Genomic DNA, 15,423 nt, shown 5'->3' with positions numbered 1-15,423 from the left:
TCATCCGAAGCTCGAGCATCTACATTTGCACAAGCCCAAATCTCCTTACCCATTTCATCATAAAGGACAATTCCTTCCCTCATACTCGTAGCACTTATCGCTTTTATTTTTTTTGCGTCAACTCCTGTTTCTTCAATAACAGACTTTACACACTGAACGACTAACTTCCAGTTTGTTTCCCAATCGAAATCCATAGATCCTGGATACTTTTCATTTGATAAATGGTTCCATTCTATTTGTGAAAACCCAACTTGATTTCCTAATTGATCAAACAAAACAGCGCGAATACTACCTGTACCAGCATCAAATGCCAGAATGTACGCCATTAGTTTATTTCACCTCCAAATTGAGTAATGAAATAGCTGTAGCTTCATCTGTTATTAACGTCTTAATATAGTTACCTTTTAAAGCTCCGTAGATGGCATCAATTTTTTTCTCTCCACCGGCCTCGGCTATAAGTTGAAGCTAAAAATGGAGCAGGAATTACATGTATATCCTGGAGTTTTTCCAAACCGCCATCTTTTTGGGACGATAATGGAGATAGTAATGAATTATTACTAATGGTATGAATACAGTAGTTGGTTTGAAATTCTAAATGACTGATACAGATAGAAATTTTTCTCTTTAGTAAAGTCCTCTTTTTACTTTACTCTTATTGATATAATCATATTCTTGAAAATTAGCGAGAGACTCATTAGAGACAAAATATGTAGTTTTACCTTATCGTATAGTTGATACGAATAATTTAAATTACACTTCATAATGAATATGATGAAATAAGAAGGAATAAAGCAGTTTTTAAATCATTCATTAACAATTTGTTTGAACCAGATGAACAAGGGTTATCATTTATTTTTTGTGAAGAATAAAAAAATCATAACCACCATTTTAACTGGTGGTTATGACTTAATAGAGTTATATCATTCAATTGTTCTGTTAAAAATTAGATATTTTAGCTTATTTTACTTTCATCTAGTGCATGTTGCCAACTTGGGTAATAATGCAAAGCACTCCGCATTAAATCAGGGTAATGTTGTTTTACCTCTTTTTTACGTAGAGAATTCCCTTCGTTATGTAACTTTTTGATCTGAGTAATGACTTCCTTTGATGTTAATTTGACATCCATTCTTCATTCCTCCCTTTCAAAGTTATCAAGATTATTTTTCCTTTTGGCTCACATAATGAAACTATTAACATAGTTGAAAATCATCACATCTATGTTTCCGAAAATTCTAACATATAGAATAGCTATTGTGAAGTAACTTACTCCTGTAAGATATTAAATAAAACAAACTACCTATCTTAAACTCTTTTTGATATTACTTCTGTCCTGCTAATTGACAGATAAACTAAGCATCATCGATATCTTCACAAATGAAACTGCGTTATTCATTTAATTGTATTAAACTGCCAAATAATGAAATAGAGGATGATCGATTAATGATCATCCTCTTTTAGTTGTTTGCCTATTGCTATTAAATTTATTTAACAAACGTATTTAACATGACGGAATCACAATGAAATTCATGCAAGTTTGTTGTTGTGAATTCAGCCAACTTCGCTTTAAATTATGAACGCGTTATTTTTTTATTATTTCTGTTTTTTCTTGTTTACTTTAGATAATCTTCCTAATGTAAAGGCACCGACCGCTAAGCCAATCATGGTGTTGTTTTTTTTATTAAAGACCTGTTTTGCTACAAGGTTTAAATTTTGTGGTCTTTCCGCAAGCCGACGCATAAAGTAACCGTACCAATCCTTTCCAAATGGCACATAAGTGCAGAAATTGCAGCCTTCACTTGCTAGTTTCATTTGAAGGTCTTTTCTGAAGCCGTACAGCATTTGGATTTCAAATTTATCGTTCGGAATATTATTTCTTTTTACAAAATCTTTAACATGTTGGATGATTTTGTGGTCATGTGTTGCAATAGAAGTGAATTTTCCATTTAACAAGTGCCATTCTATCAACTTAATAAAGTTTTTATCAATATCTTTCTTGTCTTGGTACGCATATTCCTCTGGCTCTTTATATGCACCTTTTACAATACGAAGGCGAAAATCTTTATACTTTTCGAGATTTTCTTGTGACTGATAGAAATATGCCTGGATAACGGTTCCCACATTATCATACTCCAAAGAAAGCTCATCTAAAAGATCAAACGAAGGCTTTAAGTGTCCATAATCTTCCATATCAATATTAACAAAAATCCCATATTGATGTGCCTGGTGAACAATTTCCTTTAAATTACTCAAACAAAAAGAGTACTCAATGTCCAAGCCCAATTGAGTCGGTTTTAACGAGATATGTGCATCTACTTTATTCTTATGAATGGCTTCGATGACTTTCAGAATTTGTTCTCTAGCCTGGATTGCTTCTTCCTTTTTAAAGACAAATTCCCCTAAGTTATCGACCGTACATGAGATTTCATGTTTATTTAGCTCTTTAATGCTTTTAATTACTTCTTCAATATTTGTACCAGCTACAACACTTTGCGCCCCCATTTTTAAACCATACTTTTTAGCGGCACTGTTAAGAAATTGGTTTTGTGACAAGGCCATAAAAAAATCTTTCAATAACATAATGATTCCTCCCATATTTTCCTGCTACCTAAATCTAGTTAAAATATTTCTGATGTGTCCTCAAATCCTTTGATGCTTTATTTAAATGCAATTTTTGTGCCAAATTAAAAAACTACTTTATACTTGATTTTTCGAAATTTGTGTAAACTATATATATACAAAAGTGTAAACGAAGTGTAAAATATAAACACTTTTGTAAACAATTAAACAGTGATAAGGTGATTGGATATGTTAAAAGAAAAAGTTTCACTTCTGTCCATTTCCCTTCCTTTAGATGAAGAGATTCATACAGAAAAAATAAAACAATTCTCTGTCGACACCTTGCTTTCAGAGGTTGAAGAAATAGTTCTAGACCAAGATATTGTTCTTGTTGATGAAGCTGGAAGGCAAGTGCGCAGGGTCCCCTTTACTACATTAATAAATGCTATTTTTCAAGAGTGGCAAAAGCTTTCAGGTGTTTATCAGACCCTTCTGCGTGCCGTAGATAATGCCATTACAATAGTTGACAGTGATGGAAAAGTTGTTGCATGGAATCCTAAGGCAGAAGATTTGTACAAAACTTCTGCTGAAGAAATGATCGGCTCTAAAATTACGAATCGCTTTAAAGAGGATTCTGTAGTTTTAATGTCCACAATGAAGGAAGGAAAAGGGGTTATTCGGCATTATAGCCAGCCACAGGAAGATGTCCATGTATTAATTAACACCTTACCAATATTCATCAGGGATAAGGTGGTAGGGGGAATTTCCGTTGAAAGTGATATTACAGAAATTGTAAAACTAAATAATGAACTTACAACTACCACTGCGTATATTCAAGATTTGGAAAATCAGATTGGGAACAAGGATATTATCGATCCCTTCCACAAAATTAAAGGAAGAAGCCAGGCGATAAAAACTTCCATTTCTTTGTCCAAGAAGGTCGCCCATACAGATGCAACCGTCGTGATTACTGGTGAGAGCGGTGTTGGTAAAGAGTTGTTTGCACAGGCTATTCACAAAGCAAGTCCCCGTTCAAAAGGGCCATTTGTTGATCTTAACTGCGGGGCCATTCCCTCTGCGCTTTTTGAAAGTGAATTATTTGGTTATGAAAAAGGTGCATTTACAGGGGCAATAAAAGAAGGGAAGCTAGGAAAAATAGGGACAGCAAAGGGTGGAACATTATTTCTCGATGAAATTGGGGAAATGCCATTAGAGCTTCAAGTAAAATTGCTGCGTGTCTTGCAGGAGAAACAATACTATCGAGTTGGCGGAAACCAACCTATCCCTATAGATGTACGAATTCTTTCAGCAACTAACCGGAATTTGGAGAAAATGGTGGAAGAAGGATTATTTCGTGAAGATTTATATTATCGGTTAAATGTGGTTACGATCCCTATCCCACCCCTCAGAGACAGAAAGGAAGACCTTCCTGAACTTGTCCGATTATTTTTAAAAGAGTTTTCCATCAAATACCGGAAACCGGTTCCAGTCATTTCTCCGGAAGTGATGGTAACATTCATGCATTTTCCTTGGAACGGCAATATCAGGCAGCTAAGAAATATAATTGAGCGAGTAATGATATTTACAGATGATAATATAATCAAATCTGAACAATTGCCAAATGAATTTTTTAAAAGACACACAAAGTCTCAATCGCCTATTCTCGAAGAAGCAGAATTACTCGGAGGGGATGAAAAGTCACTAATAAAACATGCCCTAAAAGTAACATATGGGAATAAATCAGCTGCTGCAAAAATGCTTGGTGTTTCCAGGGTGACATTTTATAACAAAATGAAGAAATATGGGCTTTTATAATGAGATGTAATTTTTAACCAAAAAAGTGATCGCCCAATAGAAATTTAGCGATCACTTTTTTCAAATAACATCTATTTATTTTGTAGGAAAGGTATTTAGCTCCTTAATTTGGGGAGTACCAGTGGTTGTCACCACCCGCATTAACATTCCTCTTCGGGATTTAGCTTGTAAATAAATTTTTTCAATACTTTAACAAAGATTTCCTAAGCGAGAGGAAAAAAACTGAGATTAAAGGGAAAATTCTAGTATCAAAATGGTTAAAGAAAATTTATGAAAATAGACATTATAATCGACTAAACAGCCGATCAAGTTGTTCAACTATTGCATGCGTTAGTTGCTTAAGTATTATGTATTAATTACTATCTGGATCATATTTTTCAAAATATCTTACCAAAATGAATGCACAAACTACTATTCCAATTATTACTCCTATAAATTCACTAATTCCCAATAATTTAGATATCAAACTAAATACTAAAATAGATAAATCATTAATTACAATTTTTAAAAGTATATATATTTTACGGTTCATTTTTATTCCTCTTGTTTTTATATTATTTATGAGAAAAGTTTGAAGGATAACCACCTGGTAATCTTCAACTAATGCATGCGTTAGTTGCATTAGTATGAGAAATTTATAAACTTATTGAATTGCTTTTCCTACTTGATCTACTTTCAAGCCAAGATGATTTCTAATTTCATATGAAATATCTTCTACGCTTTTTTGATCCGCCACTTAGTAATATACTCCATTAATTTTTTCATTTTCGCCATCGTACTTTAAAGGCTCAATATGAGTAGTAATATCTTTTGGTAAACTACTATATAAAGAAAGAGCATCTCTCATACCTATATTTGTACGAATATTTTTACTGAATTCTTTTGCATATGTATCAGTTTTTAAAATTGATTTCGGAGATTTGATTTCTTTTAAAATCGCAGTAAGAACCTGCCTTTGTCGCTCCTGACGTCCAAAGTCACCATTTTTTTTATCTCGTTTTCTCATACGAGAATATGCAAGTGCCTCTTGTCCATCAAGGTGTTGCTCCCCTTTAGTAAAATAGATTTTTTTCTTGGCTTAGTATAGTGTTTCACTTATGATTAATTGATTTAATTGAAGAGGAAAAATGTACATTTTATTATCATGAATAAGCCATAACCCTAAATAGGTTATGGCTTTTATTTTTTTATAAAGGAGAGCTAAAAGATTGTTGAACAGATGAGCTTATTTATATAAGAAGTACAATCAGCAAAACGGATTAACATTGTTTCAATTAAACTAGTAAAGGAATCAAGCCTTCTTTACAAAGAAAGATTAGTAAAGTCACCAGAGGATGCTTATAAATTGCTGAAGTAGATCGTGAACATTTCCTAGTTGTGGTAATAGGATGGAGGCTCTTGAATGGGGATATTGAACGATATTCTTCGCAAATTTCCCCGTAAAACGTAGCCACTCCCTCACTGGTGGAATATTCACATGAAAAATTAAATTCTTCTGTTATGCCGTCTTTCATATCTAATCTTTCTGCTTCCTCTTCATAACTCATTAAATGGTTTTCTGGCAACATACGTGGTATGCAAACTATGATACATCAAATTTTAATTGATTGTTCTTCTTGATAGATAATTTCACCATCAATAATAGTTGTTTCTACTTTTAAATCTTTAATTTGGTTTGGGTTAACACTTAAAATGCTGTCATTTAATATAACTAAATCCGCCAACTTTCCGACCTCTATGCTCCCTTTTATCTCTTCTTCAAAACTCGCATATGCGCCATTCCAGGTGTATAGTTTAATAGCTTCCATTACTCTTATAGATTGATTAGCACCAAACTCCATTCCAGACTGGCTTTTTCTATTGACAGCAACATGAATCCCTAATAAAGGGTTATAGTCAGTAACTGGCGCGTCTGATCCACCTGCTGCTATTATGCCACGATCAATAAAATCACGAACAGCGTACATGTAATTAACACGATCACCATAGTGTTGGACATATATCTCTCCGAATTCATATGGAAATGGAGGATTTGGAATAGGAACCATCTCGAGTTTTTTCATTCTCTCTTGTAAATCTGGTGAAGAAATTCCCGCGTGCTCAATCCGATGACGATGGTTTTTTCTTGGTGATTCCTCCAACGCCTTTTCTACACAATTTAAATACATTTCAATGGCTTTATCACCTTGTGCATGTACAGTGATTTGATAGCCTTTTTTATGTGCTTCACCTAAAACCTGGTAGATTTCTTCCTCACTATAATAAAGAATACCATAATTGTTAGAGTCACTGGAGTACGACTCACGGGTTGCAATTGTTGGTCCGGTGCTACTTCCATCTGTAAACAATTTAGCTGGTCCAACTTTGAATTTCTCATCTCCGGTACCAGTTACCACACCAGCTTCGAGCATTTTATAAACAAATTCATGGGAGTTATTTAACTGACATATCATTGCGTATATTCGGACACGAATATCCTTACTCTTCACAGCTTGTTGCAGTAAACGGTAACTCTCAGGGCCATTTCCACCTGCCTCATGTATACTTGTTATGCCCGCTGCAACGAAATGATCTGATGCAATTTTCACAGCCTTCATCAGTTCACTTTCTGTATAACTATTAACCTCGTTTATACCCATATTTGCTGCTTCAATTAATTTTCCTGTAAGCCTTCCTGCCTGATTCTTTTCAATAATCCCGCCATTAGGATCCGGTGTGTTCTCGTTAATTTGCGCAATTTCTAATGCTTTACTGTTCACCACACTTATGTGGCCGCAAGTACGGGATACAATAATGGGGTGTTCAATTGAAATTTCATCCAACTCATTGATTGTTGGATAACGCTTTTCCTTCACAGCGGTTTCATTAAAGCCCCAAGCACGTATCCATTCACCTTTAGGGGTTTCTATGGCTTTCTTTTTCAGGTCATCTAACAAGGCCTCGATAGAATCGATATGTTCAGCTTTACAACTTACCGCCAACTGATTCATCCCATAAGAAATGAGGTGAATATGAGAATCAATGAATCCAGGAAGAAGTGTTTTTCCTTGTAAGTCAATTACATCTGTTTTTTCTCCTATAAAACTCTTAACCTCCTGATTTGAACCAACAACTGCGATACGATTATCTTTTATTGCTACAGCTTCGACTACTGTATTCTTTTGGTCTACTGTAATAACTTCTCCATTTATCAATACAACATCAGCTTTCATAAACTCATCCCTTTCGAAATTACTCTTTTAGAGTTCAGTATCTAAAGCTATATCTCTCGATAGGCTATTCCACTTTTTAACGAGATTTATCAATAATTAGTTAAAGTTGAGATAAACATTTTTTTATTGTTTTAACAATGAAAGTAAAGTCTTCTTCTATGATGCATAATGGAGGAGCAAGCTGCAAAATATTATTGTAACCTGCGACGGTGTCACCATTTTTACCAATAATTAAACCTTTTTCTTTACAAGCATTGATGACTTTGTTCACCTTTTCAATGGCAGCTGGTTCTTTTGTTTGCTTATCTTCCACTAGTTCAATACCTAAAAGAAGGCCTTTTCCGCGAACATCTCCTACGTTTGGATGCTCTTTTACATCCTCTAGTTCATATAACAGTCGTTTACCCAATTCTTTGGAGCGTTCAATGAGTTTCTCATTCTCTATAATTTCCAAATTCTTCAAAGCCAAGGCGCAAGCTGCAGGATTTCCTCCGAACGTATTCACATGGCGAAAGCGATCATAATCTTCACTGCCTATGTATGCCTCATAAACCTCTCGTCTGACTGCTGTTGCTGACAAAGGAAGATACGCACTTGTAATACCTTTTGCCATTGTAACGATATCTGGTTTGACTCCATAGTTCATAAATCCAAACGGCTTCCCTGTCCGGCCAAATCCACATATAACTTCATCACAAATTAGCAATGCACCGTGTTTCTCGCAAATTCCTTTTACTTTTGCCATATATCCATCAGGAGGCATTAAAATTCCTCCCCCGGTAATAATCGGCTCCATAATCACGCCAGCTACTGTTTGGCTTAACTCCCATGTCATGACACGATCGATTTCATCAGCACTTGCCAATGTATGAACATCGTCTGGATTGCGATACGTATCAGGCGGTGCTACATGCAGAAATCCTTGCCCCAAAGGTTCATATTTGTACTTTCGTTGTGCTTGACCTGTTGCTGCAAGAGCCCCCATAGAATTACCATGGTAAGCGCGATAGCGTGAAATAAACTTATAGCGTCCATGATCCCCTTTTTGCTGATGATATTGACGCGCAATTTTAAACGCTGTTTCATTCGCTTCCGATCCACTGTTAGAAAAGAAAATGACGTATTCGTCACCAAGCCATTCATTCAATTTTTCTGCTAATTTAATGGCAGGAACATGACTTTGTGTCAGAGGGAAGTACGGCATTTCTTCAAGCTGTTCAAAAGCCGCTCTTGCAAGCTCTTTTCTACCATAGCCAACATTCACGCACCAAAGACCGGACATACCGTCTAAATAACGGTTTCCATCAATATCTGTCACCCATGCCCCTTCTGCTTTTGTGATAATTAAATTCGTTGGATTAGGAGCTGCTCCTCTCATAGCATGCCAAAGATACTTTTCATCTACTTTTTGCAAAATGTGTGTTTGTTCCGTCGCTTGCACAATCACCAACCCCATTCTATCCTTTTATGATTTCATAACTCTTTTAATAACGAGCCGTAAGCATTTTCTTACGAGTATAGAATTCTACGCCATCTTTTCCATTTGCATGGAGATCGCCATAGAAGGATTTCTTATAACCTGAGAATGGGAAGAATGCCATTGGAGCAGGAACTCCAAGATTGACCCCAAGCATACCTGCATCAATTTCTTCACGAAACTCTCGAATGGCTTTAGCGCTATTGGTGTACAGGCATGCACCATTTGCGAATGGCGATGCATTAGCAACATTAATCGCTTCCGACAAGTCTTTTACGCGTACAACAGAAAGAACCGGAGCGAAGATTTCATCCTGCCAGATTTTCATTTCCTGTGTCACATTGTCAAAAATCGTTGGGCCAACAAAATAACCTTCCCCGTTCGCTGCACCGTCTTCACGTCCGTCACGAATAAGTGTCGCTCCCTGCTCTACACCGGATTGAATGTAGCCGAGTGTCCGCTCTTTATGTCCTTCACGAATAACGGGACCAAGGAAAACACCTTCTTCCAAGCCATTGCCAATAGTAATAACATTAGCCTCTTGAAGCAGTCTATTAACGAGCTCATCTGAAACGTCTTCTTCCACGACAACAACAGCCGCCGCCATGCATCGTTCACCGGCTGAACCGAAGGCAGCATTTGTAATTTCTTTCGCTGTAGAACTAAGATCCGCATCTTTTAATACGATTGAATGATTTTTTGCCCCTGCAAGAGCTTGTACACGTTTGCCGTTAGCTGCTGCTGTTTTATATATATACTCAGCCACAGGTTGAGAACCAACGAAAGATACAGCCTTCACATCCTCATTATCAAGAATGCCATTAACAACGTCATGTGCACCATGCACAACATTTAATACTCCATGTGGAAGACCTGCTTCTTTAAACAGTTCAGCTAAGCGATTAGCCAGAAGCGGTGTTCTTTCAGATGGTTTTAATACAAACGTGTTTCCGCATGCAATCGCGAGTGGAAACATCCAGCATGGAACCATCATCGGAAAGTTGAATGGCGTTATTCCTGCAATTACTCCGATCGGGTAACGATACATCCCTGATTCAACACCAGTAGCAATATCGGGAAGTTGCTCTCCCATCATTAAAGTGGGTGCACCTGCGGCAAATTCAACACATTCAATCCCCCGCTGTACTTCACCGTAAGCTTCTTTATAACTTTTTCCGTTTTCCAGGGTAACTAGTTTAGCTAACTCTTCCCAGTTTTCAATCAATAGCTGTTGATAGCGAAATAGAATACGAGCACGCCGAGGCACAGCGACCCTTCTCCATGTTTTGAATGCTTCTTTAGCAGTTGTTACAGCTCTATCTAAATCTTCTTTAGTCGAAAGCGGCACACGAGCAATGATCTCCCCTGTTGCTGGATTTGGTACATCTGCAACCTGTTTACTTGTGGATTCAATCCATTTTCCGCCAATATAATTTTTCAAAGTTTGTTCATTTTTCGTTTCTACCATGGGGAAACCTCCTATTTTAAGATAACCGCCCTAAGTATTTATTACATCTGTAAAAGAAAGCACATTCATTAGACGGTATGTCAATTTATTCACTTAAATTTCAATACATTTCGCTTTACTATTCTGAATTTCTTATCCATTAAATACGCAGGAGCAGTCATCTGCTTAGCATTTGTCCACTTCACATTATTTCAGAATGATCTCATGGTTCATTTTATAATTTTTTTTCAAAAATACTGGACAATCCCATTCACAGACAAGATCCTTAGCCAAGTAAACGACCCAGTCCTTTGTAATATGATACTTTTCTCCATCAACAGTAATAAACACTTCACCATCTGTCACATAGAAAACTTCCTGTTCTTCTAGATGCCACGTTCCTTTAGCCGGTTCGCCTACCCATGGTTCCCACGTGTCAACACCTAGTTGTTGCGCTTCTTCTGCTGTAAGTTTTTTCGCAAAAAACATGATGATCATCTCTCTTTCTTATAGGTAATTTTGAAGGAATATGTTCATTAAAGTACTGTCTTAACATTTGTATCTTTTAAACGTTTGAACTCTTTTTTCATAAAATATATGGCAATGAGAACGCCAGGAATTTCTGCAGCAGGACCTGCGTACCATATACCTTCTACACCCCAGAATTTCGGGAAAATAAATAGAAATGGGAACGAAAACAACAGTACTTTGCTAACACTAATAAAAGTAGCGGACCAGTTTCTCTCTTGCGATTCGAAATAACCGGAGACAAGCAAGCTGACTGCATTAAGCGTAAATAAAGAATTGAATACAACTGTCGTCCAAATGCCCAGTTTCTGCAATTCAGGATTACCACCGGAAAAAAATGATACAATTGGATCTGCAAAAATGATTAGTATAGCTGTCAAAATCACAAAGAAGGCAACCGTAAAAATGAGTCCCACCTTAATTGCTTGTTTAACACGAGCAAGGTTGCCCGCACCGTAGTTATAACTAATAATCGGTTGAAGTCCTGTCATCCCTCCGAGCGCTACTAAGGCGAGCAGATTTGTAATATAACCATTTTGAATCGTAAAAGCGGCAACATGCAGACCACCACCGTAGCTTTGCAGTAAGTTGTTGAAGAAAATAATTGCAATAAACATCATAAACTGACTCGAGAAAGATGCAAAACCCGTCCAAGCCACTTCGCCAATCGTCTTGAGATTAATCATCAAATCTTTCATTTTTGGCTTAAGTTTTGTTTTACCAAACCAGAAATAAAAGATTAGTAAAACAGGGATCGATTGCGAAATCGTATTGGCCCATGAGGAACCCATCATTCCCATGTCATACTTCGTTACCATAATCCATTCTGTAATCGCACCAACAGCTGCTGCGACTAACCAACTGTTCATTGATAATACAGGTTTTTCATCGATATTGGTTAAAATACTTAATACAACAGCCAATATCGTTAATGGCAATGAAATCCATAGCAGGCGGCTATATTGCACCGCATATGGAAGCACTTCATCACTTGCTCCGAATAAGATCATAATTTTATTTTCAAAGACTACTCCAAGTACAGCTAGTAAAATGGAGAAGAAAAGAGTAAAACATAAGGTTTGCCCCATAATACTTCTAGCTTCTTCGATTTTCCCTTTTCCAAGTCGAAGTGAAATGACCGCTCCCGCTCCAACACCCAAAAGAACGCCGAACATACGGGTAATAACCATGACCGTAAATCCAATTCCGATCCCTTCGATTTCCAGCTCCTGAAAGCCGCTAACGAAATAGCCATCGACAACCGCTACAACTCCTAGAATCGCGTTAGCCATGATTCCTGCTAAAGCAAACCGTAAATATAGTAACGGAATACTTTTGGTTCCCAGCACTGAGTCATACGCTGGCTTATTCATTTCTTCTAGTTGTTCTATCTTCGATGATAGACGGTTGGCTTCTATTTCCATGAGCATATCCCCCTAAAAATAATTTATGTAGCAAGTTAAGCCCAATTAATTCGCATACCAACCTACAGGCTTGGCACGCTGGTGGATATTGATTTGCTTCGTTTCCATAAAGTGCTCCAGCCCAACAGCCCCTAACGCTCTGCCGATTCCACTTTGCTTATACCCTCCCCAAGGACCTTCAACATAAGCAAGATGATAACTATTAATCCAAGTAATTCCCGCACGCAATTTACTAATAACACGTTTTGCTCGGTCCATATCTTCAGTAAATACAGCACCAGCTAATCCATAAATGGAATCATTCGCTTTTTTGATGGCATCTTCCTCATCTTTAAATTTCTGTACAACAAGGACTGGACCAAAAATCTCTTCCTTAACAATAGCCATATTCGCTTTTACATCAGCAAAGATTGTCGGCTCAATAAAAAATCCTCGATCAAGCCCACTTTCTGTTATGCGCTTACCACCACAAACTAATTTTGCACCTTCTTCGATTCCGCTCTTAATGTAATTTAAAACTTTATTCATATGAGACTCGTTTGTGAGAGCTCCCATTTCAACGTTCTCGCTTTCCCCGTTGCCAACTACAATTTTACTTGAACGCTCGGCTAATCTTTCAACAAACTTATCATAAATGGTCTCTTGTACAAGCAAACGAGATGCTGCTGAACAAACTTGCCCGGCATTGTGGAAAATACCAAACATCGCATTCTCGACTGCAGTTTCAAAATCTACATCGTCGAACACAATAAGTGGAGATTTACCACCCAGTTCAAGTGTGATTTTTTTCATATTGCCCGCAGCTGCGTGCATAATGCTTTGACCTGTTTTTGTTCCACCAGTAAAAGCAATCTTGTCAACATCATTGCTCTCGGCAAGCTCATTCCCAACTTTTGATCCAGGTCCCAATACCAAGTTTGCTACTCCAGACGGAAGTCCCACCTCTTCGATAACTTCAAACAATTTGAATGCGCTTACAGGAGTTTCCTCAGCAGGCTTAAGGACAACTGTATTCCCTGCGGCGAGTGCAGGAGCAATTTGCCAAACAGCTAACATAAGCGGGAAGTTCCAAGGTACAATAAGTCCGCAAACACCAATCGGTTCATGAATAATAATAGTTTCCGAAGAATCAGCACGAGTATAAGATTCCATTTTCATGCCTTTAATCAAGTCAGCATAATAGCGGAAGCATTGAATCGATACCGGAATATCTACATAGGTGGTTGCACGTATAACCTTACCGTTATTTGCAGTTTCCAAACTTGCAATTTCAGCTGCCTTCTCTTCAAGACGATCTGCAATCTTATAGAGATAGTCAGCTCTTTCATCAGCTGATAAATTCGACCAGACCCCGTTGTCAAACGCTTTACGAGCCGCCTTGATTGCTATCTTCGCATCATTTGCCGATCCATCAGCAGACGTTGCGATCACCTCTCCGGTCGCAGGATTAATAATGTTTCTTCTAACACCGGATAATGCTTCTACCCATTTCCCATCAATAAACATGTTAATATTCATAAACAACTCTCCTTTATGAAATAATATCGAAAAGTTTGAAACCGATATGTGCCAGATTTACCAGCATCGTTTTTTGATTATAGAACGGGAATGATTTGAGCCGTTCCTTTTCAAATCGATATCCACCTGCACTCCCCGTAACAATCCATTGTGCCAATAACTTACCGAACAATGTTGAGAGTGAAGCGCCGTGGCCCGTATAACCCATTGCGAAATATGCGCCTTCTTTAGATCTGCCGATAACCGGGAACGTATCGATTGTAACCCCGATGAATCCCCCCCACTGGAAATCAATCTTGCTTCCTGCCATTTTTGGCATTATTTTAACCATGGCATCGTAAACACTTTGATAAACGGCATCACCTAAGTTTGGACGAACATCACCACCGCCAAATACGATTCGATTATCTGGTGTACGTCTGAAATAGTAAAGGAAATTACTTGTATCAAAAACCATGCGATCTTTAGGAATAACAGTATTCACAAGTGATTCTGGAAGCTGCTCAGTAGCAATAATACGTGCCGAAAGTGGCAGTACGCCTTTGTTCAGTTCATTCATGATTTTTCCGGAGTAACCATCAGTAGCCACAATAATGTCTTTCCCAGTAACAACACCTTTTTCTGTTACAACTTTTACACTGTTTCGACCGTACTCAATAGATAGTGCTTTCGAATGCTCAAAGATTTTTGCACCGATCGATTTAGCTGCATCTCCCAAACCAATTGCATAGTTCAGTGGCTGGAATGAGTAACTCGAGCTGTCGACTAAGCACCCATAATAAAGTGTGGAATCGATTTCTTGATGCAACTGACTTCGATCAAGCACGCTTGATTCGTATCCGAAATTTTTATTTAAGTATTCGCTTTCATGTTTCAATGCTTCAAAATGCTTGGCTTTGTAAGCCGCCACAATGTGACCTGTCTTTCTAAAGTCACAGTTGATTTGATGCTCGTCAATGATGTTTTTAACCAGTTCAACGCTAAGCAGGGAGAGATCATTGAGTTGTCTCGCCTCGTCGGCACCGTACTTTTTGGCAAGCTCCTGCATTGTTGGCTTATAGCCAGGCAATACCATCCCGCCATTACGACCGCTGGCACCATATCCGACCGTTTCTTGCTCAAGGACAATGACACTCTTCCCCAATTTTTGCAAATGATAAGCAGAAGAAAGACCTGTGAAACCTGCGCCAATAATGACCACATCCGCCTCTTCATTTCCTTCAAGAAAATTCCCTTTTTCATAGCTGTTTGCAGTCGCTGCCCACAGTGAGAGAGTATCCATTCGATCCATCTTATCCATAGCTTGTTCTTCTCCTTATGTGACATGTATGTTACAATACCGTCAAGATTATTCTGACTATTCGAACTTCGTGGGTCTATCATATAACTTGAAGCTTCCTCCAAGTCAATAGCCATTTGAGAGATTTTTGAATTCATTTTCGTAAA

General features: G+C 37.7%; 13 protein-coding genes and 2 pseudogenes. 2 read left to right on the top strand and 13 right to left on the bottom strand.

The annotated features are described in order from the left end of the window. From CN601_RS23945 to CN601_RS23935, 4 genes and pseudogenes are all read right to left on the bottom strand, one after another. Positions 1 to 326: FGGY family carbohydrate kinase (locus CN601_RS23945; protein ID WP_257131803.1), on the bottom strand; the 326-nt coding region annotated here is incomplete at its 3' end. A gap of 4 nt (positions 327 to 330) precedes the next feature. Then, positions 331 to 459, bottom strand: a pseudogene (locus CN601_RS23940) (sugar-binding domain-containing protein); the annotation flags it as partial. A gap of 493 nt (positions 460 to 952) precedes the next feature. After that, a complete protein-coding gene (locus CN601_RS27140; protein ID WP_179865677.1) occupies positions 953 to 1,126 on the bottom strand; it encodes a hypothetical protein in 174 nt (57 codons plus the stop codon). 464 nt (positions 1,127 to 1,590) lie between these two features. Further along, positions 1,591 to 2,577 carry a proline dehydrogenase family protein gene (locus tag CN601_RS23935; RefSeq protein ID WP_098172548.1) on the bottom strand — a complete coding sequence of 329 codons (987 nt, stop codon included), beginning with the start codon at positions 2,575 to 2,577 and terminating at the stop codon, positions 1,591 to 1,593. Positions 2,578 to 2,805: 228 nt separating this feature from the next. On the opposite strand from CN601_RS23935, the gene CN601_RS23930 reads away from it, so the two are divergent. Further along, entirely contained in the window at positions 2,806 to 4,371 is a 1,566-nt protein-coding gene (locus tag CN601_RS23930; RefSeq protein ID WP_098172547.1) for a sigma-54 interaction domain-containing protein, read from the top strand. A 352-nt stretch (positions 4,372 to 4,723) separates the two neighbouring features. Here the strand turns inward: CN601_RS23930 and CN601_RS23925 are convergent, their stop codons facing one another. Both CN601_RS23925 and CN601_RS23920 read right to left on the bottom strand, forming a co-directional pair. After that, entirely contained in the window at positions 4,724 to 4,903 is a 180-nt protein-coding gene (locus tag CN601_RS23925) for a hypothetical protein (protein ID WP_098172546.1), read from the bottom strand. Positions 4,904 to 5,107: 204 nt separating this feature from the next. Beyond that, positions 5,108 to 5,437 (bottom strand): LCP family protein, encoded by a 330-nt coding sequence (locus CN601_RS23920; RefSeq protein ID WP_098172545.1) that lies wholly within the window; start codon positions 5,435 to 5,437, stop codon positions 5,108 to 5,110. A gap of 192 nt (positions 5,438 to 5,629) precedes the next feature. Between CN601_RS23920 and CN601_RS27755 the strand changes: the two are divergent. After that, a pseudogene (locus CN601_RS27755) lies at positions 5,630 to 5,725 on the top strand (DNA repair protein RadC); the annotation flags it as partial. A gap of 238 nt (positions 5,726 to 5,963) precedes the next feature. On the opposite strand, the gene CN601_RS23910 reads toward CN601_RS27755, so the two are convergent. From CN601_RS23910 to CN601_RS23880, 7 genes are all read right to left on the bottom strand, one after another. Further along, positions 5,964 to 7,583 carry an amidohydrolase gene (locus CN601_RS23910; RefSeq protein WP_098117273.1) on the bottom strand — a complete coding sequence of 540 codons (1,620 nt, stop codon included), beginning with the start codon at positions 7,581 to 7,583 and terminating at the stop codon, positions 5,964 to 5,966. Positions 7,584 to 7,683: 100 nt separating this feature from the next. After that, positions 7,684 to 9,039 (bottom strand): aspartate aminotransferase family protein, encoded by a 1,356-nt coding sequence (locus CN601_RS23905; protein WP_179865676.1) that lies wholly within the window; start codon positions 9,037 to 9,039, stop codon positions 7,684 to 7,686. Between the two features lie 28 nt (positions 9,040 to 9,067). Further along, on the bottom strand, positions 9,068 to 10,528 hold the full coding sequence (locus CN601_RS23900; protein WP_098172543.1) for a CoA-acylating methylmalonate-semialdehyde dehydrogenase: 1,461 nt from the start codon (positions 10,526 to 10,528) through the stop codon (positions 9,068 to 9,070). Between the two features lie 186 nt (positions 10,529 to 10,714). Then, the gene (locus CN601_RS23895; RefSeq protein ID WP_098117270.1) at positions 10,715 to 10,996 is read right to left on the bottom strand and encodes a cupin domain-containing protein; all 282 of its coding nucleotides are present in this window, start codon (positions 10,994 to 10,996) and stop codon (positions 10,715 to 10,717) included. A gap of 47 nt (positions 10,997 to 11,043) precedes the next feature. Continuing rightward, on the bottom strand, positions 11,044 to 12,459 hold the full coding sequence (locus tag CN601_RS23890; RefSeq protein ID WP_098117269.1) for an MATE family efflux transporter: 1,416 nt from the start codon (positions 12,457 to 12,459) through the stop codon (positions 11,044 to 11,046). Between the two features lie 45 nt (positions 12,460 to 12,504). Further along, positions 12,505 to 13,977: an aldehyde dehydrogenase family protein gene (locus CN601_RS23885; protein WP_098172542.1), complete on the bottom strand. Its 1,473-nt coding sequence runs from the start codon at positions 13,975 to 13,977 to the stop codon at positions 12,505 to 12,507. Between the two features lie 13 nt (positions 13,978 to 13,990). Beyond that, positions 13,991 to 15,277 (bottom strand): NAD(P)/FAD-dependent oxidoreductase, encoded by a 1,287-nt coding sequence (locus CN601_RS23880; RefSeq protein WP_098172541.1) that lies wholly within the window; start codon positions 15,275 to 15,277, stop codon positions 13,991 to 13,993. Positions 15,278 to 15,423: the final 146 nt, after the last annotated feature.

It is taken from the genome of Bacillus sp. AFS017336 (assembly GCF_002555445.1).
Lineage (GTDB): Bacteria > Bacillota > Bacilli > Bacillales > Bacillaceae_G > Gottfriedia.
The sequence above is the reverse complement of the archived record's forward strand: the minus strand, read 5'-3'. Positions and strand labels throughout refer to the sequence as shown.

Coding starts and splice junctions, on each gene's coding strand:
- CN601_RS27140 (WP_179865677.1), bottom strand. CDS start 1,126: ATGGATGTCAAATTAACATCAAAGGAAGTCATTACTCAGATCAAAAAG.
- CN601_RS23925 (WP_098172546.1), bottom strand. CDS start 4,903: ATGAACCGTAAAATATATATACTTTTAAAAATTGTAATTAATGATTTA.
- CN601_RS23930 (WP_098172547.1), top strand. CDS start 2,806: ATGTTAAAAGAAAAAGTTTCACTTCTGTCCATTTCCCTTCCTTTAGAT.
- CN601_RS23905 (WP_179865676.1), bottom strand. CDS start 9,039: ATGGGGTTGGTGATTGTGCAAGCGACGGAACAAACACACATTTTGCAA.
- CN601_RS23890 (WP_098117269.1), bottom strand. CDS start 12,459: ATGGAAATAGAAGCCAACCGTCTATCATCGAAGATAGAACAACTAGAA.
- CN601_RS23895 (WP_098117270.1), bottom strand. CDS start 10,996: ATGTTTTTTGCGAAAAAACTTACAGCAGAAGAAGCGCAACAACTAGGT.
- CN601_RS23900 (WP_098172543.1), bottom strand. CDS start 10,528: ATGGTAGAAACGAAAAATGAACAAACTTTGAAAAATTATATTGGCGGA.
- CN601_RS23885 (WP_098172542.1), bottom strand. CDS start 13,977: ATGAATATTAACATGTTTATTGATGGGAAATGGGTAGAAGCATTATCC.
- CN601_RS23880 (WP_098172541.1), bottom strand. CDS start 15,277: ATGGATAAGATGGATCGAATGGATACTCTCTCACTGTGGGCAGCGACT.
- CN601_RS23935 (WP_098172548.1), bottom strand. CDS start 2,577: ATGTTATTGAAAGATTTTTTTATGGCCTTGTCACAAAACCAATTTCTT.
- CN601_RS23910 (WP_098117273.1), bottom strand. CDS start 7,583: ATGAAAGCTGATGTTGTATTGATAAATGGAGAAGTTATTACAGTAGAC.